The 22719-nt window shown below is 66.4% G+C and carries 20 protein-coding genes; 13 read left to right on the top strand and 7 right to left on the bottom strand.

The window, feature by feature from the left end:
- Positions 1–313: 313 nt before the first annotated feature.
- The 8 genes from MXA07_RS10275 to glnA2 (MXA07_RS10240) all read left to right on the top strand — a co-directional run bounded on the left by MXA07_RS10275 (position 314) and on the right by glnA2 (MXA07_RS10240) (position 11185).
- Positions 314–1687 carry a diaminobutyrate--2-oxoglutarate transaminase gene (locus tag MXA07_RS10275; RefSeq protein ID WP_247728512.1) on the top strand — a complete coding sequence of 458 codons (1374 nt, stop codon included), beginning with the start codon at positions 314–316 and terminating at the stop codon, positions 1685–1687.
- Entirely contained in the window at positions 1684–3171 is a 1488-nt protein-coding gene (locus MXA07_RS10270) for a pyridoxal phosphate-dependent decarboxylase family protein (protein WP_247728511.1), read from the top strand. Before MXA07_RS10275 ends, MXA07_RS10270 begins: the two co-directional genes overlap by 4 nt.
- Positions 3168–5024, top strand: a complete 1857-nt coding sequence (locus tag MXA07_RS10265; protein ID WP_247728510.1) for an IucA/IucC family protein — start codon at positions 3168–3170, stop codon at positions 5022–5024. The genes MXA07_RS10270 and MXA07_RS10265 overlap by 4 nt, the downstream gene beginning before the upstream one ends.
- Positions 5021–5608, top strand: a complete 588-nt coding sequence (locus tag MXA07_RS10260; RefSeq protein WP_247728509.1) for a GNAT family N-acetyltransferase — start codon at positions 5021–5023, stop codon at positions 5606–5608. The genes MXA07_RS10265 and MXA07_RS10260 overlap by 4 nt, the downstream gene beginning before the upstream one ends.
- Positions 5605–6984 (top strand): lysine N(6)-hydroxylase/L-ornithine N(5)-oxygenase family protein, encoded by a 1380-nt coding sequence (locus tag MXA07_RS10255; RefSeq protein ID WP_247728508.1) that lies wholly within the window; start codon positions 5605–5607, stop codon positions 6982–6984. Before MXA07_RS10260 ends, MXA07_RS10255 begins: the two co-directional genes overlap by 4 nt.
- Positions 6985–7146: 162 nt before the next feature.
- The gene (locus MXA07_RS10250) at positions 7147–8394 is read left to right on the top strand and encodes an ABC transporter substrate-binding protein (RefSeq protein ID WP_247728507.1); all 1248 of its coding nucleotides are present in this window, start codon (positions 7147–7149) and stop codon (positions 8392–8394) included.
- Positions 8395–8404: 10 nt separating this feature from the next.
- Complete coding sequence (glnA2, locus tag MXA07_RS10245) at positions 8405–9751, top strand: gamma-glutamylputrescine synthetase (protein ID WP_247728506.1); 1347 nt, start codon at positions 8405–8407, stop codon at positions 9749–9751.
- A gap of 99 nt (positions 9752–9850) precedes the next feature.
- Positions 9851–11185, top strand: a complete 1335-nt coding sequence (glnA2, locus tag MXA07_RS10240; protein WP_247728505.1) for a gamma-glutamylputrescine synthetase — start codon at positions 9851–9853, stop codon at positions 11183–11185.
- 133 nt (positions 11186–11318) lie between these two features.
- Here glnA2 (MXA07_RS10240) and MXA07_RS10235 read toward each other — a convergent pair whose 3' ends face one another.
- The 3 genes from MXA07_RS10235 to MXA07_RS10225 form a co-directional block, all read right to left on the bottom strand.
- The gene (locus MXA07_RS10235) at positions 11319–12749 is read right to left on the bottom strand and encodes an MATE family efflux transporter (protein WP_247728504.1); all 1431 of its coding nucleotides are present in this window, start codon (positions 12747–12749) and stop codon (positions 11319–11321) included.
- Positions 12750–12762: 13 nt separating this feature from the next.
- Positions 12763–13605 (bottom strand): polysaccharide deacetylase family protein, encoded by an 843-nt coding sequence (locus MXA07_RS10230; protein WP_247728503.1) that lies wholly within the window; start codon positions 13603–13605, stop codon positions 12763–12765.
- A gap of 99 nt (positions 13606–13704) precedes the next feature.
- Positions 13705–14376 carry an RraA family protein gene (locus MXA07_RS10225; RefSeq protein ID WP_247728502.1) on the bottom strand — a complete coding sequence of 224 codons (672 nt, stop codon included), beginning with the start codon at positions 14374–14376 and terminating at the stop codon, positions 13705–13707.
- Positions 14377–14787: 411 nt separating this feature from the next.
- On the opposite strand from MXA07_RS10225, the gene MXA07_RS10220 reads away from it, so the two are divergent.
- The 3 genes from MXA07_RS10220 (at position 14788) to MXA07_RS10210 (ending at position 17577) form a co-directional block, all read left to right on the top strand.
- Positions 14788–16608: an IucA/IucC family protein gene (locus MXA07_RS10220; RefSeq protein WP_247728501.1), complete on the top strand. Its 1821-nt coding sequence runs from the start codon at positions 14788–14790 to the stop codon at positions 16606–16608.
- 319 nt (positions 16609–16927) lie between these two features.
- Positions 16928–17188 (top strand): antitoxin VapB family protein, encoded by a 261-nt coding sequence (locus tag MXA07_RS10215; RefSeq protein WP_247728500.1) that lies wholly within the window; start codon positions 16928–16930, stop codon positions 17186–17188.
- Positions 17185–17577 carry a type II toxin-antitoxin system VapC family toxin gene (locus tag MXA07_RS10210; RefSeq protein WP_247728499.1) on the top strand — a complete coding sequence of 131 codons (393 nt, stop codon included), beginning with the start codon at positions 17185–17187 and terminating at the stop codon, positions 17575–17577. Before MXA07_RS10215 ends, MXA07_RS10210 begins: the two co-directional genes overlap by 4 nt.
- 25 nt (positions 17578–17602) lie before the next feature.
- Here the strand turns inward: MXA07_RS10210 and MXA07_RS10205 are convergent, their stop codons facing one another.
- Positions 17603–17911, bottom strand: a complete 309-nt coding sequence (locus MXA07_RS10205; RefSeq protein WP_247728498.1) for a chorismate mutase — start codon at positions 17909–17911, stop codon at positions 17603–17605.
- Positions 17908–18783 (bottom strand): shikimate kinase, encoded by an 876-nt coding sequence (locus MXA07_RS10200; protein ID WP_247728497.1) that lies wholly within the window; start codon positions 18781–18783, stop codon positions 17908–17910. The genes MXA07_RS10205 and MXA07_RS10200 overlap by 4 nt, the downstream gene beginning before the upstream one ends.
- Positions 18784–18981: 198 nt before the next feature.
- Between MXA07_RS10200 and MXA07_RS10195 the strand changes: the two genes are divergently transcribed.
- A complete protein-coding gene (locus MXA07_RS10195) occupies positions 18982–19434 on the top strand; it encodes a DUF5796 family protein (protein WP_247728496.1) in 453 nt (150 codons plus the stop codon).
- 90 nt (positions 19435–19524) lie between these two features.
- Here the strand turns inward: MXA07_RS10195 and MXA07_RS18190 are convergent, their stop codons facing one another.
- Positions 19525–19659, bottom strand: coding sequence for a DUF7128 family protein (locus MXA07_RS18190; RefSeq protein ID WP_282102517.1), 135 nt, complete (start codon positions 19657–19659; stop codon positions 19525–19527).
- A 114-nt stretch (positions 19660–19773) separates the two neighbouring features.
- Here MXA07_RS18190 and MXA07_RS10190 point away from each other — a divergent pair, with 114 nt between their 5' ends.
- On the top strand, positions 19774–21957 hold the full coding sequence (locus tag MXA07_RS10190; RefSeq protein WP_247728495.1) for an AAA family ATPase: 2184 nt from the start codon (positions 19774–19776) through the stop codon (positions 21955–21957).
- Between the two features lie 54 nt (positions 21958–22011).
- Here the strand turns inward: MXA07_RS10190 and MXA07_RS10185 are convergent, their stop codons facing one another.
- Positions 22012–22632, bottom strand: a complete 621-nt coding sequence (locus MXA07_RS10185) for a protein sorting system archaetidylserine decarboxylase (RefSeq protein ID WP_247728494.1) — start codon at positions 22630–22632, stop codon at positions 22012–22014.
- Positions 22633–22719 lie beyond the last annotated feature (87 nt).

Here is a 22719-nt window from a genome sequence, read left to right as displayed (position 1 = left end):
ATCGCCCAGTTTGCCGTCCCGTCGACGGTTGTCACACCACCTGCCGCCTTCTCCGAAACGCGCTCGGCGGCTGGAGTTGCTTCGACGACTACTCTCCGATCGGATTCGACGCACCATCGTGAGTCGGACGGATCGTCGGTTCGGTCGTCGGCCAGACGTCCCCCGTCTCGGCGACGGACAATGTTTTAGGGCCACCTAAAATCCGGAACCTTTACATTGGTTTAGGTCTGCCTAAAATCTGTATGCGCCGAAGTTGGCGGCAAAACCATCGGCATCGGGTGGCAGAAAAAGCGACCGACGGAGGTGCTCGCTCGTGAACTACCTCGATCGAGGAAACGGCAGCATCCTCGCGCAGCAAACCGAGCGCGAATCAAACGCGCGAACGTATCCCCGACACCTCCCGTTTGCCATCCGGGAGGCACAGGGCCCGACCGTGACCGACATGGACGGCAACGAGTACTACGACTGCCTGACCGGGGCCGGTACGCTCGCTCTCGGACACAATCATCCGAACGTCGTCGAAGCCATGGAGCGCGTCCTCGACGCCGACCGACCGCTGCACACCCTCGACATCACCACGCCCGCGAAGGAACGCTTCGTCGACTCGCTGTACGACAGTCTCCCGTCTAACTTTTCCGACTCCGCCAAAATCCAGTTCTGTAGCCCGGCAGGGACAGACGCCGTCGAAGCGGCCCTGAAGCTCGTCAAGACGGCGACGGGGAACCGGAGCGTGTTGGGGTTTCACGGCGCCTACCACGGAATGACGAACGGCGCACTCAGTCTGATGGGTGACACCGACGCCAAGGAACCCATTTCCGGGCTGATGAGCGACGTCCACCACCTTCCGTATCCCGACGACTACCGCTGTCCCTTCGACGTCGGCGGCGAGGAGGGCCACCGACTCGCCAGCCGATACGTCGAAAACCTCCTCGACGATCCCGAGAGCGGTATCACCGAGCCCGCCGGGATGATCCTCGAACCGGTGCAGGGCGAAGCGGGCGCGGTGGCGCCACCGGACGAGTGGCTCCGAGAGATCCGACGCATCACTCGCGAGCGCGATATTCCGTTGATTCTGGACGAGATCCAGGCGGGCCTGGGCCGCACGGGTGAGCTGTACGCCTTCGAACACGCCGGAATCACGCCCGACGTGGTCACCCTCTCGAAGGCCATCGGGGGCGGGCTTCCGCTCGCGGTCGTCGTCTACGACGAGTCGCTCGACGTCTGGGAACCGGGCGCACACGCCGGTACCTTCCGGGGAAATCAGCTCGCGATGGCCGCCGGCGAAGCGACGATCGAGTACGTGCTCGAGAACGACCTCGACGACCGCGCCGCCGACGTCGGTGCGCACCTGCGCGACCGTCTCGAAGCCGTCGCCGACCGGTTCGATTGTATCGGCGACGTTCGCGGGCGCGGCCTGCTGCTCGGCGTCGAGTTCGTCGACACAGCCGCCGACTGGCGCGGTGCGGGCCCGTACGCACCGGACGGCGACCTCGCGAAGGCCGTCCAGGCCGAGTGCTTCGACCGCGGACTCGTCGTCGAACGGGGCGGCCGGGCGAGCGCAACCGTGCGATTCCTTCCGCCGTTGATCATCTCGACGGAGCAAGCGGACGACATCGCGACGATCTTCGACGAATCCGTTTCGGCCGTCGTGAACGGACCCAACCGGGCGCGGGAGGTGTCCGCATGAACGCCGACGAACTGTTCCTGGGGTCCGACCGTAGTGGTGCTCGATACCGCGAGGCGATGGGGTGCGCGGTGGAGGCCGTACTCGCCGCGTTCGATGACGGCGGCGACCCCTACTCGGGAACGCCGCCGGACGCGCTCGCCGCGCGGTTCGACGACCCCGTCGTTCCCGAAGATGGACAGGGCCTCGTCCAGACGGTCGACGAGGTAACCGAACGCGTGCTCGAACACTCCGTCCACCCGTCGAACCCCCGGTGTGCAGCCCACCTTCACTGTCCGCCGATGATCCCGGGGCTGGTCGCCGAGACGCTCCTCACCGCGGCGAACCAATCGCTCGACTCTTTCGATCAGGCGCCCGCGGCGACGGTGCTCGAGGAGCGGGTCGTCGATGCGCTCTGTGATCTTTTCGGGTTCCCCGCGGACGCGGACGGGGTCTTCACGAGCGGCGGGACGCAGTCGAACTTCCAGGCCCTGCTGCTCGCTCGGGATCGCTACTGCGATCGCCACTACGGACGGAACGTGCGGGCCGCTGGTCTCCCGTCGGCGGCCGACTCGCTTCGTATTCTCTGCTCGGAACAGGCCCACTTCACCGGGAAACAGTCCGCGCACCACCTCGGCCTCGGAGACGAGGCCGTGGTCACCGTACCGACCGACGACGACCGTCGGATGGACCCGGACGCGCTCGACGCGACGCTGGCGGAACTCGAAACCCGGGACGAAGAACCGTTCGCGCTGATCGCCACCGCGGGGACCACCGACTTCGGCAGCATCGATCCGCTCGCGGCCCTCGCGGATCGGGGTGTCAAACACGACCTCTGGGTCCACGTCGACGCGGCCTACGGCGGCGCCCTCGCGGTGAGCGACGATTACGGCCACCGCCTAGACGGTATCGAGCGGGCCGACTCCGTCGCCGTCGATTTCCACAAGCTGTTCTACCAACCGATCAGTTGCGGCGCGTTCCTGCTCCGTGACGGCGGCGACTTCGAGCGGATGGCGCGCAACGCAGCCTACCTCAATCCCGAGGCACACGACGACGTCGGCGTCCCGAACCTCGTGGCGAAATCCGTCCAGACGACTCGCCGCTTCGACGCCCTGAAGCCCTACGTTGCGTTCCGCGCGCTCGGACGGCGGGGTCTGGCGACGCTCGTCGACCGGACCCTCGAACTCGCCGACGAGGCGGCGTCGCTCCTCGAGGCCGCCGAGGACTTCGAACTGCTGTGCGATCCGACGTTGAACGCCGTCGTCTTTCGCTATCGTCCCCGGAACGGAATGGACGACGACGCGGTGAGCGAGCTGAACGCCGCCGTCCGGCGGGAACTCCTCCGCGACGGTCGTGCCGTGGTGGCCCGGACGGACGTCGACGGCGTGACCAGCCTGAAGTTCACGCTGTTGAACCCGACCGCGACGTGCGACGACGTCGCCCGGATGCTCGACGCGATCAGAAGTTGCGGGTCCGCGGTCGCAGACGATCCGGGGGTGGCGGTATGAGCATCGCTGGCGAACGGGGCGCGGAGGACGAGATCGACCCGGCAGAGCGGGCAGCGGACGCGACCCTCCACGCGTTCCTCAACTGCTACCTGCGAGAGACGGGCGATTACGATGTCGTCGACGCCGACGAGGTCCCGGTACCGACCCACGATCAAGACGAGGTGGCCCGGATCCCCCTGCCCGAGCAGTCGACGACCGTCTACGCCCCGATTCGCTACCCGTCGCCGACCGGTCGCCACCTGTTCGAGCTGCCGGCCCGGTACGAGACCGGCGACGAGACGCTGGAGCTCGACTACGTGACGTTGGCCTCCCTGGTGACGAAGGAACTCGCCACCGCCGGGGACGAAACCGGGAACCGCGACGAACTCCTCTTGCGGGTCATCAAGAGCTGCAAGAACGTCGCCCGGTTCGTCGAGGCCCGACGCGACGACACCGACCAGCTCTACGGCTTCGACACGACGTTCCGGGACGCCGAGCAGTCGCTCGTCTTCGGCCACCTCCTGCACCCGACTCCAAAGAGCCGACAGGGCATCGCGCCCCACGAATCGCCGACCTACGCGCCCGAGATGGAAGGCTCGTTCTCGCTCCACTACGTCCGGGCCGATCCCGACCTCGTCTGGCAGGACGCGGCGCTGGACGGGACGGTCACGATCGATACCGGCGACGCCGAATCCGCCGGCGAGTGGGTGAAGTCCGCGCTCCGCGAGGACCCCACCGTCGCCGACTCGTTCGTCGAGACTCACGTCGAGAGCGACGACGTGCTGATCCCCGTTCACCCGTGGCAGGCCGACTACCTCCTCGAACAGGACCACGTACGGGCGCAACTGGGAGACGGCCTCGAATCGCTCGGACGGGTCGGCCGCGAGTTCTACCCGACCACCTCGGTACGGACGCTGTACGCGCCCGACGCCCCCTTCATGGTCAAGGGGTCGCTGAACGTGAAGATCACCAACTCCAGGCGGACGAACAAACGCCCTGAACTCGACCGTGCGGTCGGCATCACCGAACTGCTGAACACCGACCTCGGCGAGGAACTCGAATCGAGGTTCCCGGACTTCGATATCGTGCGCGACCCGGCCGGCCTCACGCTCGATATCGGCGAGGGCGAGGAATCCGGCTTCGAAGTCGTTCTGCGCGAAAACGTCTTCCGGGGCGAGGCGGGGACCAACGCCACGCCGGTCGTCGGCCTCTGTCAGGACAAACTCTCCGGTGACGGCTCTCGACTCGGCGAGATAATCGAGACCATCGCCGAGCGCGAGGGCCGGTCAGCGGCGGCCGTCAGCGAGGACTGGTTCCGCCGGTACCTCGAAATCTCGCTCCGGCCGTTCATGTGGCTGTTCCTCGAACGGGGACTCGGCGTCGAGGCCCACCAGCAGAACAGCGTCCTGACCCTCGCGGAGGGATACCCCGACACGTTCTACTACCGTGATAATCAGGGCTTTTACCTCCCCGAGTCGCAGTACGACGCACACGACGAGCGAGTACCGGGCCTGGGCGAGCGCGGCGAAAACATCGTTCCCGACCGGATCTCCGACGAACGACTCCGGTACTACGTCGTGCTGAACAACGCGTTCGGCGTCATCAACGCCTTCGGGACGGCGCGTCTGGTCGACGAGCGCGACCTGCTCGAACTCCTGCGCGAGGAACTGGAATACTGCCGGAGGTACGACAGCGAGTGGTCGTCCCTTCTCGACGGGCTCCTCGAGGCGGAGACCCTGCCGTGCAAGGCGAACCTCCTCACACGATTTCACGACATGGACGAACTGGTCGGGGAACTGGAGAACCAGTCGGTGTACACGGACGTGACCAACCCCATCGTGACGGAAACCGACCCGGAGGTGGCCCGCCGATGAAAGGCCCCGGCGGAATCGTCGCCGAGCCCTACGACTTCCAGACCTATGACGAGGAGAGAGACAAGACGGTGTCGTTCCGGCCGGTGGAGATGTCCGACCTCGGGATGCTCCACGCCTGGCTCAACGAGGAGCACGTCCTGCCCGACTGGTCGTTGAACGACCCGCTCCCCGCGTTCCAGAACGCCCTCGCCGAGAAGCTGGCCGACGACCACATGACGCCGTACGTCGGGCACCTCGACCACGTCCCGATGAGCTACTTCGAGGCGTACTGGGCCATCGACGACGTGATTGCGGACTACTACGACGCCGACCCCGCCGACCAGGGGTTCCACATGCTCCTCGGTCCGCCGGAGTTTCTGGGCCGCGGCTACGCCGAGTCGCTCATGCGGGCGATGGTCCGGATGCAGTTTCGCCACCAGGAGACCCACCGCATCGTGGGCGAACCGGACGTGCGTAACGAGACGGTCCACGGCATCCTGAAACAGATCGGCTTCGAACCCCGCCGAGAGATAGAAATGGCAGAGAAGACCGCCCTGCTCCTGGTTTGCGAGCGCGAGCGGTTCGAGCGGGAGGTGCTCGCGTGACCGCCGACGACGCCGTCCACGACGTCGTCGGCGTCGGTCTCGGCCCCTTCAATCTCGGGCTGGCGGCCATGATCGACGGGGTCGAGGCGGACATCGACGCGACGTTCCTCGAACGAACGGCCGAGTTCAACTGGCACGAGGGCATGCTGCTCGAGGGAACGACCCTCGAGGTGCCGTTCCTCGCGGATCTCGTGACGATGGCGGACCCGACGAATCCCCACAGCTACCTCAACTATCTCCGGGAGACGGATCGCATCTATCAGTTTTACTTCTACGAGACGTTTCAGGTCCCTCGGCGGGAGTATAACGACTACCTCCGATGGGTCGCCGAACGCCTCGAGAGCTGCCGGTTCAGGCGAGCGGTCACGGACGTCCGCTGGGACGACGGCGAAGCGCACTACGTCGTCACCGCGAATCATCCCGAGTCCGGCCAGCGGTTCACGTACCGCGGCGAGAACCTCGCGCTCGGCGTCGGCTCGCGCCCGCACGTTCCGGAACCTCTCGAGGGGCACCCCACGGACGACGTGTTCCACACGGCGACGTACCGCTACAATCGTGACGAGGCGCTGGAAGCGGATTCGATCACCGTCGTCGGCTCCGGCCAGAGCGCCGCCGAAGTGTTCCAGGACCTGCTGGATCGCCAGCCGGATCACGATTATCGGCTGGACTGGCTGACCCGGTCGGACGGATTCTTCCCCATGGAGTACTCGAAGCTCGGCCTCCAGCACTTCTCGCCGGAGTACGAGCAGTACGTCTACGACCTGCCGCAGTCGGTCAAAGACGACCTGATTCCGAACCAGGACCTGCTCTACAAGGGCGTCGACCCCGACACGAGCGCCGAGATATACGACCTCCTCTACCGGCGCTCGATCGGCGACCGCGACCCCGACGTTGGCCTGTTCGCCATGACCGAGGTCCGGGCCATCGAATCGGTTGGCGACGCGTACGCGCTGGACTGCCGCCAGTGGCAGGCCGAGGAGTCGTTCGTCCACGAGAGCGAGGTCGTGATTCTGGGGACCGGCTACCAGCGCCCGATCCCCGACTTTCTCGACCCCCTCGAGGGCCGCATCAACTGGGACGAGCGGGGCCGGTTCGGCGTGACCGAGGACCACCGACTCGACATCGACGTGGCAGGCGACGTGTTCCTCCAGAACGCCGAACTCCACACCCACGGCGTCGGAGTCCCCGACCTCGGACTGGGGTGTTACCGCAACACGAAGTTCGTCAACCGGTTGGTCGGCCGCCGAGTCTATCCGGAGGACGTCGACACGGTGTATCAGGACTTCTCGGTCGAGCGATTCGTCGAGCGCAGACCCGACTCGCGTCGCTCCGAGTGCGAGGGCGAATCGACGTCGGTTCCGACGCAGGACGACTGACGGGGGACGGTCGGTCCCAAAGACCGGCTCCGACCTCGGCGACGGGACGGCGACTCCCGTTGTACCGGGTCATCCGTGTTCCGGCGTGACCCGCTCAACGGCGTTCTCTTCGAGAAGACCATCTCGGAACTATTATATTGATTTAGGCTCGCCTAAACAAGTATGGAGGAAACAGCGACGACGTCCCGGGCACCGACGCGACGAGAGTGGCTGACGTACGGCAGCGCGACCGTCGGCGGCCTGCTCGCCGGCTGCACCGGCGGCTCCGAGCCGGAGAACGAGACGACGGACCCCGAAGCGGGACCGACCGACGAGACGGACGAAAGGACCACGCCCGCGGAGGACTCCCACTCGGCCACGCTCGCGCCGGCAGGCGAGGTGACGCTCGAGTCGACGCCAGAAGACATCTTCACGATGTTGGGCCACCACGCCGACATGGTGCTGGCGCTCGGCCGGAGCGACGACATGAATGCGGTGTTCGCGCCGGGCTACCACGAGGGATTGTATCGGAAGTTGGTCCACCATTTCGACGGGGTGTCGGTCGATTGGGACGGGTTGTACGACTCGTGGCAACCGAAGAAGGAGAAACTGTACGATCTCGACAGCGACGTCCACATCGCCGACCCGGCGAAGGTCGCGACCGCCGACGGATGGGACGACAGCGACGTGCGAGACGTTGCAGAAACCGTCGCGCCGTGGTTCGGAAACACGCTCAGTGGCACTCACCGGACGCCCCCGGAGGGCTGGAGGGACCAATACGAGTACTACACGCTGTGGGAGATCTTCGGTTCGGTCGCACAACTGCTCGACGAACGGGATCGGTACGAAGCGCTCTCGTCCGTCCACGAGTCGATGGTGCAAACCATCGAGGAGAACCTCCCGCCGGAGGACGAGCGGCCGACCGCGGCGCTGGTGTTGTTCTCGACGTCGGAGGACGATACGGGGTGGGGCTACAAGCTGAACCATCCGGGCTACTACGCCGCACACACGCGTCCGATGGGGGTCACGGACACGCTGGCAAAGGCCTTCGGAGCGGGATACGGCGAGAGCGGGCGAAACATGCCGTTCGACTACGAACTGCTCCTCGAGGCGGACCCGGACGTGTTACTCGTCCTCGGTGCGATGACGGAGTACTTCGACCTCGATCAGATCAGGGCGAACCTGGAGAACCACGAGGTCGCCAGCGAACTCACCGCCGTCACGGAGGGCAACGTCTACGCCCAGGGCGCGCGGCGACAGGGACCGATCCTCAACCTGTTCCAGCTGGAGATGACCGCCAAACAGCTCTACCCCGAGCAGTTCGGCGAGTGGCCCGGCTACGAGAACGGCGACCCGTATCCCGAGATTCCCGAGGAAGAACAGTTATTCGATCGTGATCGCGTCGGGGAGATCGTCGGCGAGGGTGCGTAGGAGCGTGGCGATGGAGAGCCAGACGATACGGGAGCGCTGCGAGCGGGCCGACGTGAAACTCGTCCGACTGCTGTACGTCGGCAACGACGGCGTGATTCACGGCCACTCGATCGAACGCTCCCACCTGGCGGACGCGCTCGAGTCCGGGGTCCCGGTGCCGAAACTGGTCCAGTCGTTCAACGCGCTCGGCCAGCGCATCAAGGACGCCCGGTTCGACGCCGTGGGCGAGGTACGACTGGTTCCGGACCGGTCGACGTTCCGCGTCCTCGACCACGAAGCGCGCGTCGCCGCGGTCTGCTGTACGCTGCAAGAGATGGACGGCGACGCGGCGTGGTCGGCCGGTCCGCGCGCGGCGCTCGAGCGACTCGTCTCGTCGCTCGAGAACGACGGCGCGGTGCCGTCGCTCGCGCTGGAGAGCGAATTCCACGTCTACGCGTCGGCGGACGGCGGACAACCCGACGGCGACCGTGGTCTCTACACGACCGACGGCATGCGACACTCCCACGACGTCGTCCTCGACATCATCGACGCGCTCGAATCGCAGGGAATCGAGGTGAAGAAGCACGTCGCGGAGTACGCCCCCGGCCAGAACGAGATCGTCACGGGCCACCGGGACGGCGTCGCTGCGGTAGACGACTACGTCTTCCTCCGCGAGACCGTCGCGGGCGTGGCCGACTCGCACGACCTCGAGACGACGTTCCTGCCCCACCCCTTCGAGGCGACGACGAACGGCTGTCACGTCCACCTGTCGCTGTGGGACGAGGCGACCGAGACGAACCGCTTCGCACCGAGTTCCGCGGACGAGCCCCTGAGCCGAATGGGGCGCCACTTCGTCGGCGGGATCCTCGATCACTGCTCGGCCCTGCTCGCGCTCACGTCGCCGACGGTGAACTCGTACGTCCGCCTTCAGCCCCAGGCAGGTGCGGCGGCCTACAGCTGTTGGGGGATCGGAAACCGAGAGGCGGCAGTTCGCGTACCCGAGGTGCCGTCCGACGAACGCGACGCGGCGACGCGCATCGAGTTCCGCCCCGCGGATAACACGGCGAACCCGTACCTGTCGGTGCTGGGCCTGCTGGCCGCGGGTCGAGACGGGATCAGGAACGAAACCGAACCGGGCGAGGCGCTGGACGCGGACCCGGGGAACTGCGACGACGAACGGCTTGCGGAGCGGGGAATCCGGCGGTTACCGACGACGCTCGGGGAGGCGCTCGACGCGCTCGCCGACGACGACGTGCTCGAGGCGGCGATGGGAACCCGGCTCTTCGAGTCGTACCTGGCCGTCAAACGGAGCGAGTGGGAGGCGTTCACGGCCAGCGCGGCGACGTGGGAGCGCCAGACGCTCCGACAGACGTTCTGAGCGGTCCCACACCGCCACGTCGCTCTTGCTATCGATGGTAACCGCCGCCCCGGTGGCAATCGCACACACTTTTTAGGTCTGCCTAAAAATTAGGGATCGATGAGCGACATCCAAACGGTCGAGTCCCGATGCGAAGAGGCGGACGTCGACCTCGTGAGACTGTTGTACGTCACCCAGAGCGGCGTGATTCAGGCGAGTACCGTCGACGCCACCGACGTCGGCGCGGCCATCGAGAACGGCGTCACGACCTCGGAAGTGCTGCAGGCGTACGACGCGTTCGCCCAGCGGAACGGACGGAGCAGTTTCGACGCGGTCGGAGAAGTGTACCTCCGTCCGGAACCCGACACCTTCCGACCGCTGCCGTACGCCGAGCGAACCGGCGCGATGCTCTGCACCATGGAGACCCCCGACGGTAACCCGTGGCACGTCGACGCCAGAACGCGACTCCGGTCGTTCGTCGGTGATCTCGAAGCGGCGGGACGGTCGCCCGAAGTGGCGTTCGAGAGCGAGTTCCACCTCTTCGACCCGGACGACGGGAGTCGCGGGGACGAACCGGGAGCGTACCGCACGGAGTCGATACGCGGCACCCACGAGACGATCCTCGACGTCGTCGACGCCCTCGACGCCCAGGACATCCCCGTCTCGAAGTACCACCCCGAGTACTCGGCCGGAAAGCACGAAATCGTCTCGGGGCATCGGTCGGGCGTTCGAGCGGCCGACGAGCACGTCCTCCTGCGCGAGACGGTCAAGAGCGTCGCCCGCGAGCGCGGACGGCAGGCCACGTTGTTGCCCAAACCGTTCGACGACGGGACGAACGGCTGTCACATCAACGTCTCGCTCTGGAACGGCGAAAACGAATTCTACGACCGCGAGCGCGGCGGCCCGAGTCGAACCGCTCGACAGTTCGTCGCCGGCGTCCTCGACCACGCGCCGGCGCTCTCCGCGCTCGTGGCCCCGACGGTGAACTCCTACAGTAGACTGCGGCCGAGTCACGGTGCCGCGGCGTACGTCTGCTGGGGCCACGAGAACCGCGAGGCCCTGATTCGGATACCCGCTCCCGAGAAGAACCGCGAAGCGGCCTCGACCCGCATCGAGTTCCGCGGCGGGGACAACACCGCAAATCCGTATCTCGCGCTCCTCGGGCTCCTCGCCGCCGGACTGGACGGCATCGAGCGCGAACTCGAACCGGCCGACCCCGTCCAGGTGGACCCGTGCGACCTCACCGACGAACAGCGCGCGGACCGCGGGATCGAGCGGTTGCCCCGGTCGCTCGGAGAGGCGCTCGACGCGCTGGAGGCCGACGACAGGATGCGGGAGGCACTCGGTGTCGACCTCTTCGAGGCGTACGTCGAAGTCAAGAGGACACACTGGCGGTCGTTCGTCGAGACCGCCGGGGAGTCCTGGCGGCGCGAACACCTCCGAAACCTGTTCTGATCGTGCTGCTGGCGGGCAACTCCCCCTTCACTCGATGTGGCTCTACGGGTGGGTTCCGCACTCGATCAGGGCGAGGCGGAAACGCGGCTTCGCCGCACCGGGGCGGGCGACGAAATCGGCGACCGAACCGGCGTCAGTCGTCGCTCGCGACCGATGCCGTCTCGTCGTCCGACGTGTCGACGGGTTCGAGGGCGCTCTCTCGCCACCGACCGGCCCGGAACCACGCGAACGCCAGCATCGCTCCGATGACGTTCGAAGCGGCGATGGCAATCCAGATCCCCGCCGGTCCGATCGCTCGGGCACCGAACCACGCCGTCGGTAGCCGGATGATCCCGCGCGTCGTCAACACGATGACGGCCGCCACGGTCGTTTTGCCGACGCCGCGGAACCCGCCGACGAACGTCCGAGCGACGCCCATGCAACCGAACGTCGGGACGACCCAGCGTAAGAACGTGACGCCGTGTTCGACGGTCGGCTGGTGGTCCGTGAACAGGCGTACGAGCGGTTCCGCGCCGACCCACGTGGCCGCGGCGAGTGCCGAGAGGCTCGCGAACACGATGGCCGCGGCGCGATAGTTGACGCGCATCGCGCGATCGAATTTCTTCGCTCCGACGTTCTGTCCGGTCATCGTCTCGACGGCCTTCGAGATGCCGACCGTCGCGAAGCCGACCGTCGAGACGACGCGGATGCCGATCCCGTATCCGGCGACCGCCGCCGTCGAGAAGGTGCCAACCATGACGAGGAGCAGGTTGATGGCGATCCCCCGTCCCGTCTGTTCGACGGAGGTCGGAACGCCGGTCCGGACGAGCCGTCGCGCCCACGAGCCGTCCGGTCGGAACTGGTGGGCTTCGATTCCGAGCCCCCGCCCGGAGCCGAACAGGAGCGCGAATCCGACGACGGTCGCGAGCGTCCGGGCGGTCACCGTCGCGATCGCGGCACCGCGGATCCCCAGCTCCGGCACGATTCCCCACCCGAAGATGAGGATGGGGTCGAGCGTGGCGTTGAGCGCGAGCGACCCCAGCATAATCGGCACCGGCGTCACCGTGTCCCCCGATCCGCGCAGCAGCGAGACGAACGCGATGAATCCGATGGTCGCGGGGAGACCGAGCGACAGCAGTTGGAGGTACTGCGTGGCGAGTCGGTGGACGGTCGGCGTGATGTCGTACAGCGCGAGGATGTCGTCAACGAGGACGAACCCGATACTCCCGACGACGACTCCCGCGGCCAGCCCGTACGTTACCGTCTGTGCCGCCGCGTGGGCCGCTCGACGGTGGTTCTCACCGCCGGTTTCCTGCGCGACGTGAATGCTCCCGGCGACGGGGAGCCCGTAGCTCACGGCCAGCAGGAGGTATGCGAGCGGATACGAGATGGTGATAGCCGCAAGCGAGGGGTTGCCGTACTGGCCGAGCCAGAACGTATCGACGAGGGTGTAGATCGTCTGGATGGCGTTCGTGAGGACGACCGGGAGCGCGAGCATGCCGAGCGGTCGCACGATAGACCCCGAGGTCAGGTCGAGGTCGTCCTGCGCGTCGAACAGGTCCACGAACGCGTTTCGAATGCCCATGCGTCGCCTCCCGTCAGCCCGCTCGCCGTTGCCAGTGACGCGCCAGTTCGGCACAGGTAGCGACCCACGCGCCGTCCGTGCCGGTGACGTGGTTGAGCAGTCTGTCGAGCGCGTCGATGCGACTGGCCCGACCGACGATCTGCGGGTGTAACGTCAGCACGAACAGCCGACCGCGACGGTGCAGACCGTCGAACTCGGCCTTCCACGTGTCGAAGACTGGGCCGACCGGTGAGAGTCCAGACTGGAATTCGAAGGCCGGTCGCATGTTAAACCCCCAGTAGACGAAGTCGTCGAGCAGGAAGTGATTCGGGAGTTCCACGAGGTCGACGTCGTCTCGCGCGTACGGAACGTCGGTGTCCATCATCGAGGAGTCGTAGATCATGCCGCTGTCGGTCGCCAGCTCCAGCGTCTGATCCGACTGCCCGCCGCGATAGCCCAGCGGCTTCTCGCCGGTGAGGTCCTCGATGACCTCGACGGCACGGGTAAACTCCGTCTCCTCGCGCTCTGCCGACAGGTACCGCGGATGGACGTGGGAGTAAGTGTGGTGGGCGATTTCGTGACCGCGGTCGTGAATCGCCCGTATCGTCTCGGGCCACTCCTCGGCGACCTTTCCGGGGACGAAAAACGTGCAGCGACAGTCGTGTTTCTCGAACACCTCTAGAATGCGGGGGACGCCGACTTCGGGACCGTAGGAACCTCGGAACGCGAACCGCTCGAATCCCTCCTGGCGCTTGCCGGCGGCGCGCCAGAGCTGTTCGGCGTCGAGGTCGAACGTGAACGTCGCCGCCGACCGGTGGTCGCCCCACGGACTGGCGATGGTCGATAGCGGTGTGGCTTCGGAGTCGCTCTCGGACATTACTGGTTTTAGGCTCACCTAAAACATAAACCTTTGCAGTTTTGTATCAAGCGTAAGGGGGCGCGATTCGAACGGCGGGGCCGCGTCGTTTCGGCCGCGTTACTCGTCGCGAAGGGCTGCGATGCGGTCGTTCGCCCCGGAGATGTCCGCGAGCGATTCTCCCTCGTAGAGGCGGTCGATGACGTCCCGTTCCGCTTCGGAGTGGCCCGTGTAGTGCTCGAGAACGTGTTCGACTTCGTCTCGGGGAACGAACGCGACGCCGTCCCCGTTCCCGATCGCGACGTCTCCCGGTCGAACGACGGCACCGCCGACCTGCACGGGAACGTTGATGTCGCCGCCCAGACTATCCTCGAGGCGCTGGACCGTTCTCGTCGTCTTCTCGCGGGCGTAGACCGGGAAGTCGATTTCTCGGATCGCCGCGGTGTCCGTCACTGCCCCGCCGATGACCACGCCGCGAGCGCCGTTCGCGACCGCAGCGTGGGTGGTGATCTCGCCCCACGGCGCGTTCGTCTCGTGGCCGTCCATCTCGATGACGATGACGTCCGTCGGTTCGGCGAGTTCCGTCGCCTTGTGGACCATCGTACCGTCCACGGGCGGGATTCGGACGGTCAGCGCCGAGCCGACCACGCTCGCCGAGCGCGCCGTCTCCATGAACGCGAGTTCGGGTGCCGCGTGCCCGAAGTGCCTGTGATGGCCGAGCTCGTTCGGGTCCACTCGTTCGAGTTCGGACAGCGTCTCCTCGCTGGGCCGGTCGAATGTCTCGATCACCATCGCCTCCCTCCCGAAACGGCCCTGGACGCAGACGGCGCGGTCGGTCGACGAGCGGGGCGCGCCGTCGCCATACCTGTTGCGTGCATACACTCCCCCAGTGCCGCCGAAACCGCAATAAAGCCATCGATATTTAGGTCACCCTAAAATATTGTCGGGCCGTTCGAGCTGGCCTGATCGCCGAATGTTTCACCGGTCGGATGTGATGAACGGACGATCTGAGAGGAGTATAGAAACACCTTTATGCTTTTAGGTCAGCCTAAAACAATATGGCACGGAACCCCGACAGCACATTGCGGTCGCACGCACCCCCATGATCGATCAGCCCGTTCCTCACGGCGCCCGCCTCGACCAGCCAGTGCACCAACCGACCGACAGCGAGATCCGACCGACCGGTACGACGGAGGACGACGCATGAACGGACGAGAGACGCTGACGACAGCACTCGAGACGGAACGATGGACCGACGTGAGCACCGACCTCCTCGCAAAGCTGTTCGAGGAGTTCCTCTACGAGGACCTGCTCGAGCCCACCGAGACGGGGACGGAGGGCGAGTGGACCCGGTATCGCCTCGACTACGGCGACGTATCCTACCGATTTGCATCCACGTCCCGGCCGTTCGACAGCTACCGAGTCGATGCCGACAGCATCGAACGCCGGGACGGCGAGGACTGGACCGCCGCGACCGACCCCGTCCAGTTCCTTCTCGACGCCAGAGAGCGCCTCGGCGTCGCTCCCGAGACGGCGAGCCATCTCGTCCGGGAGTACAACAACACGCTGGTCGCCGACGCCCACATCGACGCGCGCAAGGAGACCGCCACGGAGAGCATTCTCGACATGGAGTACGCGGCCATCGAGGGCGAGATGGAGGGCCACCCGTGGTTCACCGTCAACAAGGGTCGCATCGGCTTCGGGTACGACGACTACCGGTCGTACGCTCCGGAACGCAAAGCGCCGCAGTCGCTCGTCTGGGTCGGCGCACACCGCGAGCGAGCCGACTTCCGAAGCGTCGACGGACTCGACCACGAGTCGTTGATGGACCAGCAGTTGGGTGACGCCGTGGCGTCGTTCGAGGATACACTTCGGACCGAGGGCCACGACCCCGACGACTACTACTTTCTGCCGGTCCACCAGTGGCAGTGGGACAACACCATTGCGCAACTGTTCGCCACGGACATCGCCACCGATACCATCGTCCCGCTCGGTACCGGACCGAACACCTATCTCCCACAGCAGTCGATTCGGACGCTCACGAACGTCGACGATCCCGAGAAACCGCACGTCAAGGTCCCGATCCGGGTGCTAAACACCATCGTCTACCGCGGACTCCCGGGCGAGCAGGCGCTCGCCGCGCCGCGGGTCACGGAGTACGTCACGTCAATCCGCGACGACGACCCCTACCTCCGGGACGACTGCGACCTCGTGTTGCCGGGCGAGATCGCGAGTCTCACCGTCGACCACCCCGAATTCTCCCAGATCGACGACGCGCCCTACCAGTACCACGAACTGCTCGGGGCGGTGTGGCGCGAGAGCGTCGAGGCCCTCGTGGACGACGACGAGCAGGTGCTGACCCTCTCGGCGCTCATGCACCGGGACACCGACGGGACGCCCATCGTCTCGAAGCTCGCCGACCGAGCCGGTCGCTCCATCGACCAGTGGCTGGCCGACTGCTTCGACGTACTACTCCCGCCGCTGCTCCACTACCTCTATCGCTACGGGATGGTGTTCATGCCCCACGGAACGAACACGATGCTCGTCCTGCGGGACGGCCAGCCGACCCGGCTCGCGATCAAGGACTACGTGGACGAGATCGCCGTCAGCGAGGTATGGCTCCCGGAACTCGGCCGACTCCCGGACGGCCTGTACGAACACGAGGACATCATCCACCAACGGTCACCGGAGCGACTGTGCCAGCACATCGTCGCCACGCTGTTCATCTGCGTCCTCCGGTACGTCGCCGACCTGTTACACCGCGAGGAGGGGTACGACGAGGAACGCCTCTGGCGGCGGGTCCGGGCCAGCATCGAACGGTACCACTCGCAGTTCCCGGAACTCGAGGAACGGTTCGAGCTGTTCGACCTGTTCCAGCCGGAGTTCGACAAGGTCTGTCTGAACCGAAACCGGCTGGTCGAGTACGGCTACGACGTCGACCACGAACCGCCCGAGGTCAACACCCACGGCACGGTCTCGAACGCGCTGGCGGACCTCGAGCCCGCGGCGCGCACGGACCAGTAACCGGCGATCGGCGGTGAGCACGACGGGCGTCGGGGTTCCTGTCTGCCCTTGCGTCCAATCTGATATTCGATCACGTCTCCGCGACCGTGACAGGCGCCGGCGATCGAGAGCTGAAATAGTTTGTCCGGTGGTACCGCGGAACGTATCCGTGAGAACTGCCCTTACCGATTCTCCCGCTGTTCGACCTTGTTCTGTTCGATACCTTTCGTTACACAGTTCTGCGTACGTTGTCGCTTATCCAGCCCGTCACTTACCGTTTGTACCAAGCACGATCCATCCGCCATGGTTTTTAAGTATGCATGTAGTACTGTGTATTACGATGGCAACGAAAACGATTTCACTCGACGAAGAAGCCTACGAGCGGTTGAAGGCTCGAAAGAAGGAAGGAGAGAGTTTCAGTGAAACCGTCAAACGCCTCGCAGGAGAACGGTCCTGGAATGAAGTCGCAGGGATCCTCTCCGAGACGGAGGCTACGGACCTCGAAAGCGCTATCGAGGAGGGGCGCACTCGGTCCAAAGAACGGAGTAACCGCCTCACAGCGGAGCTCGACGAAGCAGTTGATAACGGGAAGGCGGAATGATTCAGGATACATCGTTTATCATCGATTTGTTACGTGGTGACGAAAACGCAAAACGGCTTCTCGACATCGTCGAGAAGGAATCACGGCCACAGAAAGTATCCTCCGTAACGGTGCTCGAGCTCTACGAGGGTGTCGCCCGCTCACAAGCGCCGGAAACCAAACGAGAACGTATCCTCGACGTACTGGAAACGAAGCACGTGGTAAGTGCCGACCAGGCCGTAATGCGAAAAGCCGGGAAACTCTCCGGTGAACTAATCAACGGTGGCACGCAGATCGAGCGGGAGGATTGTATCATCGCAGCAACGGCCCTCCTGAACGACGAGCCGGTTATTACGAGAAATACGAACCATTTCAATCGTGTCGATGCCCTCGAAGTGCGGTCGTACTAGTGGAACGTATCCGGTAGCGTAGCCGCTACCGATTCTCCCGCTGTTCGACCTTGTTCAGTTCTATCAGGAGGCGGAAGATGGCTTTCACGAGGTTCGAATCGACGTCGAAGCGGGCCGCGTTCTCGCCGGCTCGCTCCATCACTCGATCCTCCTGATCCTCGTCGGTCGTGGGGAGGTCCTCCTCGGCTTTGACCCGGGCGATCGTATCGGCGACGTAGGTGCGCCTGGCGATCAACTGGACGAGTTCCTGGTCGATCTCTTCGATCTCCTCGCGCAGTTCCGCGAGGCTCATGTCCGATGCGTTCGGTTCCGTGGGCTCGTCTGGGGGTGTCATGCAGTGGTTGCTCCCTCCGTTCGCGTGGTCGTGCGTCGCACCGTCCCCGGGCGCTCCTCCCAGGCCCTCTGGACCCGATCGAGCGCGGTGTCGTCCGCTCCGACGGCGACGTAACTCGGGCCCGTCCCGGAAAGCGAGGCGCCCGCCACGTCCGGGAGGGCGTCGACGATCGGGTCGGGCGAGAACCCGAGCGCGCCGCAGAACGCGAGCCCGTTGACGGACATCGCCTCGCCGTAGCGACCGTCGAGGGCCAACTCGATGCTCAGATCGGCCATCGGGGCGACGCGCTGGCAGGCCGCGACGTCCGCATCGGCGCTGTACGCCCGTTCCGGCGGCGTGTAGACGAGCACGTCCCAGTCGACGGTCACGCGAGCGAGCAGTTCGTCCGCCTCGTTGTCCGTGACCGTCAGGCCGCCGAGCATGCTCGCCGAGGCGTCGTCGAACGCGCCGGTGACGGTGACCCCGGCGGCCCTGGCCGCCTCGACGCCGACGCGACAGGCCTCGGTCGTATCGACGGACGACGCGAGCTCCAGCGCGTCGAGCGTCGCGAGGACGGTCGCGTTCGCCGCCGCGCTCGAACTCTTCAGCCCGGCCGCCATCGGAACCGCGCTCTCCGTCCGGACGTCGGCGCCGGTCGTCTGGACGTCGACGCCGGCCCGGGACCCGAATCGCTCGATCGTTCGTCCGGCCGCGAGCTCGATCAGTCGCGTATCGGCCTCCGGCGATCCCTCGACCGCGCCCGACGTCGTTCCGTCGTCCGTCAGCTCGACGGTCGCCGTCGTCTCGAGATCGATCGCGAAGGCCGCGCCTCGACCGGTCGCGAGCGCGTTGACGACCGTCCCGGCGGCGGGAGCGACGGCGCGGCCATCCATGGTCGGTTGTCCGTCGAGCGACTACTTACGGCTGGCGGTGCCGTCAGTCCTTTCGACGCATCCCGCGTCCGCGACCGGGTCCCTGCTGGCGTCGGAATCCCCATGTGGTCGCGCATTCGGGTCGCCCGGTTTCGATGCGACGAAACACCGCGTCCCGACGCGAACAGGTTTTTAGCGACCGTCGCGTAATCGTCTCCCATGAGCACCCGTTCGGACGTCGCCCCGAGTACGCTCGAAGTGGATCTCGTGGATGGCGGTGTGGTCGTTCGCTACCTCGACGGTCGGGAGGTCTTCTATCACGGACCCCCGGAACCGGTCGAGGGTGAGCTCACGACGCCGCCGGGAAAGGAGGTCCACGTGCTCGTCACCGATCCGGACGGGATCGACGGGGTGCTCACGTACGTCAACGACCTGAAAACTGACGCCTCGATCCTCGAATCGACCGGCGTCGGTCGGGTCGGCCTCGACGACGGCGAGCGAGCCGAGCTCTTCCCCGGCGTGACGGCCGAAGCTGCTGGGCATTCGGTCACCGTCTCGGCGGATCACTCGGTCGTCGACGGGCGCGTCTTCGTCTTCGCCGAGGATCAACTGAGCGAACACGCCTACGAACTCGTGGAATCGGTAGCGACCGAGGACACGGCGGACGAGTAGTCGATCTCACCGGCCAACGGACCGTCCTCGCCGGTCGCTGCTGTACGGCGGCGCCTCGTCGCGCTCCACGGGCCGACGGCACCGCGTCGGTCACTGGATGTAGGACGGATCCTCGTCGTCGCAGTTCGATTCGTGCATCGATGCGTCCTCGTACTCGTCGAAGAGGAGGCCACAGATCTCACACTCGTACCAGGTTGCGCCGTCTCGCTCCGTTTCGGCGACCATACGGTGGGAATGGGCCGCTGTCCAATAGATATTGTGCCGGACATCCGACGTGAAGCCGGACGGACTCGCCGGGCAGGATAATTCTCAAGGTGGCAGGCGCGAAAGACTCGGCGTATGAGCGAGTCGGACGCAGACGGAGTTCGCCTCTCGGTCCGCGCGGCCGAGAAGCGAGATGCCGGCCGCGGCGTCGCCCGCATTCCGGAACGAGCGAGACGCGCGCTCGGCGTGTTGAGCGGCGACTCGGTCCGCATCGAGGGGAACAAGTCCACCGTCGCCAAGATGTGGCCCGCCGATCCGACGGTCGACGACGGGGTGATCCAGATCGACGCGGACGCCCGCGCGAACGCCGGCGCCCACGTCGGGGACACGGTGACGGTCGCGGCCCTCGATGGAAGCCCGATCCCGGACGCGGAGACGGTCGTGCTCGCGCCGCCGCCGACCGCGAACGACGCGGAGACGCAACTCACCGAGCGCGTCGCCAACCAGAAACTCCGGAATCGACCGGTCCGAACGGACGAACAGATACGCATCGAGGGCGTCGCCGCGGAACCGTTCCGCGTCGTGGACACGACGCCGGACGGCGACGTCCGGATCACCGGATCGACGGAGGTTCGCGTCACCGGAGAGGGAACCACCGCCGATGCGGCGAGCGGCGAGGGGACGGCTGCCGAGCGTACAGCAGGATCCCCCGATCGGGGATCGGTGGCCCCGGGGACGGCTGGCGGGGTCACCTACGAGGACATCGGCGGCCTCGACGAGGAGCTCGAACTCGTCCGGGAGATGATCGAGTTGCCGCTGACGGAGTCGGCGCTGTTCGGTCGCCTCGGCGTCGATCCACCCTCCGGCGTGTTGTTGTACGGGCCGCCCGGGACGGGGAAGACGCTGATCGCCCGGGCCGTCGCCAACGAGGTCGACGCCACGTTCATCTCGATTTCGGGCCCCGAGATCATGTCGAAGTACAAGGGCGAGTCCGAGGAGAAACTCCGCGAGGCGTTCGCCCGGGCTCGCGACGCGTCGCCCTCGATCGTCTTCTTCGACGAGATCGACTCGATCGCCAGCGCGCGCGACGAGGACGCCGACGCCGAGAGCCGCGTCGTCGGCCAGTTGCTCACCCTGATGGACGGCCTCGACGGCCGGGGCGACGTCATTGTCATCGGCGCGACCAACCGGGTCGACTCGCTCGACCCGGCGCTGCGCCGCGGCGGGCGCTTCGACCGCGAGATCCAGATCGGCGTGCCCGACGAAGCCGGCCGGCGCGAGATCCTCGAGGTTCACACCCGCGGAATGCCGCTGGCCGAGGACGTCTCGCTCGACGCGCTCGCCGCGCGCACGCACGGGTTCGTCGGCGCCGATCTCGACTCGGTCGCCAGTGAAGCGGCGATGGCCGCGATCCGCCGACGGCCGGCCGACGAGGCCGAGCGCGAGGCCTGGAACCGCGATCCCACCGTGACGAAGGCCGACTTCGACGAGGCGCTGGCCGCGGTCGAGCCCTCCGCGATGCGCGAGTACGTCGCGGAGTCGCCGGGGACCGACTTCGACGACGTCGGCGGCCTCGACGAGGCGAAGCGGACGCTCACCGAGTCCGTCGAGTGGCCGCTCACCTACGATCGCCTCTTCGAGCGGACCAACACGGAGCCGCCGTCCGGCGTGTTGCTGTACGGACCGCCGGGGACCGGTAAGACCCTGCTCGCCCGCGCGCTGGCGGGCGAGACCGACGTCAACTTCGTGCGCGTCGACGGCCCCGAGATCATCGACCGCTACGTCGGCGAGAGCGAGAAGGCCATCCGGAAAGTGTTCGAGCGCGCAAGGCAGTCCGCGCCGTCGATCGTCTTCATCGACGAGATCGACGCCATCGTCGGGCGACGCGGCGAGAGCCACGAGGTGACCGAGCGCGTCGTCTCGCAACTGCTCACCGAACTCGACGGCATGCGCGAGAACCCCAATCTGGTGGTGCTCGCGGCGACGAACCGCAAGGAGGACATCGACCCCGCGCTGCTGCGACCCGGTCGCCTCGACACGCACGTCCTGGTTCCGGAACCCGGCCTCGACGCGCGGAAGAAGATCCTGGACGTGCACACCCGCGGGAAACCCATCGCCGAGGACGTGGACCTCGACGAGCTGGCGGCGGAACTGGACGGTGCGACCGGCGCGGACATCGAGGCGATCGTCCGCGACGCGTCGATGCAGGCGATCCGCGAGGTCGCCGACGAATACGGCCCGGAGGAGGCGAACGACCGCGCCGACGATGTCGTCGTCGAGCGCGAGCACCTCGACCGGGCGATCGAGGCGCGCGAGTAACCTCGCCAGGCGATCTCTGTGCTACGCTCCCGTTCGACGACCAACCGAACCCGCTCAGCCGACTGCGTCCGTCGCGAGGACGACAGTTTCGCCGGCTCGCGTTTTCTCGCCCTGGGTCACCAGAACGTCGTCGGTGGACACCGACGGCGCGAACACGATATCGACGCGACTGCCGAACGCGATGTGACCGATCCGGTCGCCGCGCTCGACTCGCTCGTCCGTCTCGACGTACGGCGTGATTCGACGCGCGAACGCCCCCGCGATCAGCGTCACGTCCTCGATCGGGGCCGGGTCCGGCCCATCCTCGAACCGAAGGTGAACCCGCTCGTTGCGGTCCGAGTCCTTCGAGAACGCCGGCCGATGGGCGCCCGGCGTGTGTTCGACGTCGACGACGCGGCCGGTCGCCGGCGAGCGGTTGACGTGGACGTCCCAGACGTTCATGAAGATGCCCAGCCGAACCCGGTCGCCCTCCTCACGGAGGACCGAGACCGTGCCGTCCGCCGGCGCCACGATCCCTGAAGCCGGCGGCGTTCGCTCGGGGTCGCGGAAGAACCAGAGCACGAAGATCCCGAGCAGGGAGAGCGCCACGCCGGCCGGAGGGAAGATGACGAGGCCGAACGGGGCCACCGCAAACGGGACGATCGCGTAGCGCACGGCCCCGGGCGCGACGTTCATGGTCGTCAGTTCGGTCGCCCGACGTTTGATCGTTTCGTCGCGCCGGGCCCGCTGGCGCGGGTTCGGACGGCAGAAATGACGCCGGGC

It is taken from the genome of Halovivax limisalsi (assembly GCF_023093535.1).
Lineage (GTDB): Archaea > Halobacteriota > Halobacteria > Halobacteriales > Natrialbaceae > Halovivax > Halovivax limisalsi.
This window is presented reverse-complemented; position numbering and strand designations above follow the sequence as displayed.

Excerpts from the sequence above, each read along its gene's own strand:
- MXA07_RS10270 (WP_247728511.1), top strand. The coding sequence starts at position 1,684 with ATGAACGCCGACGAACTGTTCCTGGGGTCCGACCGTAGTGGTGCTCGA.
- MXA07_RS10265 (WP_247728510.1), top strand. The coding sequence starts at position 3,168 with ATGAGCATCGCTGGCGAACGGGGCGCGGAGGACGAGATCGACCCGGCA.
- MXA07_RS10260 (WP_247728509.1), top strand. The coding sequence starts at position 5,021 with ATGAAAGGCCCCGGCGGAATCGTCGCCGAGCCCTACGACTTCCAGACC.
- MXA07_RS10250 (WP_247728507.1), top strand. The coding sequence starts at position 7,147 with ATGGAGGAAACAGCGACGACGTCCCGGGCACCGACGCGACGAGAGTGG.
- glnA2 (WP_247728506.1), top strand. The coding sequence starts at position 8,405 with ATGGAGAGCCAGACGATACGGGAGCGCTGCGAGCGGGCCGACGTGAAA.
- glnA2 (WP_247728505.1), top strand. The coding sequence starts at position 9,851 with ATGAGCGACATCCAAACGGTCGAGTCCCGATGCGAAGAGGCGGACGTC.
- MXA07_RS10235 (WP_247728504.1), bottom strand. The coding sequence starts at position 12,749 with ATGGGCATTCGAAACGCGTTCGTGGACCTGTTCGACGCGCAGGACGAC.
- MXA07_RS10230 (WP_247728503.1), bottom strand. The coding sequence starts at position 13,605 with ATGTCCGAGAGCGACTCCGAAGCCACACCGCTATCGACCATCGCCAGT.
- MXA07_RS10225 (WP_247728502.1), bottom strand. The coding sequence starts at position 14,376 with ATGGTGATCGAGACATTCGACCGGCCCAGCGAGGAGACGCTGTCCGAA.
- MXA07_RS10220 (WP_247728501.1), top strand. The coding sequence starts at position 14,788 with ATGAACGGACGAGAGACGCTGACGACAGCACTCGAGACGGAACGATGG.
- MXA07_RS10215 (WP_247728500.1), top strand. The coding sequence starts at position 16,928 with ATGGCAACGAAAACGATTTCACTCGACGAAGAAGCCTACGAGCGGTTG.
- MXA07_RS10210 (WP_247728499.1), top strand. The coding sequence starts at position 17,185 with ATGATTCAGGATACATCGTTTATCATCGATTTGTTACGTGGTGACGAA.
- MXA07_RS10205 (WP_247728498.1), bottom strand. The coding sequence starts at position 17,911 with ATGACACCCCCAGACGAGCCCACGGAACCGAACGCATCGGACATGAGC.
- MXA07_RS10200 (WP_247728497.1), bottom strand. The coding sequence starts at position 18,783 with ATGGATGGCCGCGCCGTCGCTCCCGCCGCCGGGACGGTCGTCAACGCG.
- MXA07_RS10195 (WP_247728496.1), top strand. The coding sequence starts at position 18,982 with ATGAGCACCCGTTCGGACGTCGCCCCGAGTACGCTCGAAGTGGATCTC.
- MXA07_RS18190 (WP_282102517.1), bottom strand. The coding sequence starts at position 19,659 with ATGGTCGCCGAAACGGAGCGAGACGGCGCAACCTGGTACGAGTGTGAG.
- MXA07_RS10190 (WP_247728495.1), top strand. The coding sequence starts at position 19,774 with ATGAGCGAGTCGGACGCAGACGGAGTTCGCCTCTCGGTCCGCGCGGCC.
- MXA07_RS10185 (WP_247728494.1), bottom strand. The coding sequence starts at position 22,632 with ATGAACGTCGCGCCCGGGGCCGTGCGCTACGCGATCGTCCCGTTTGCG.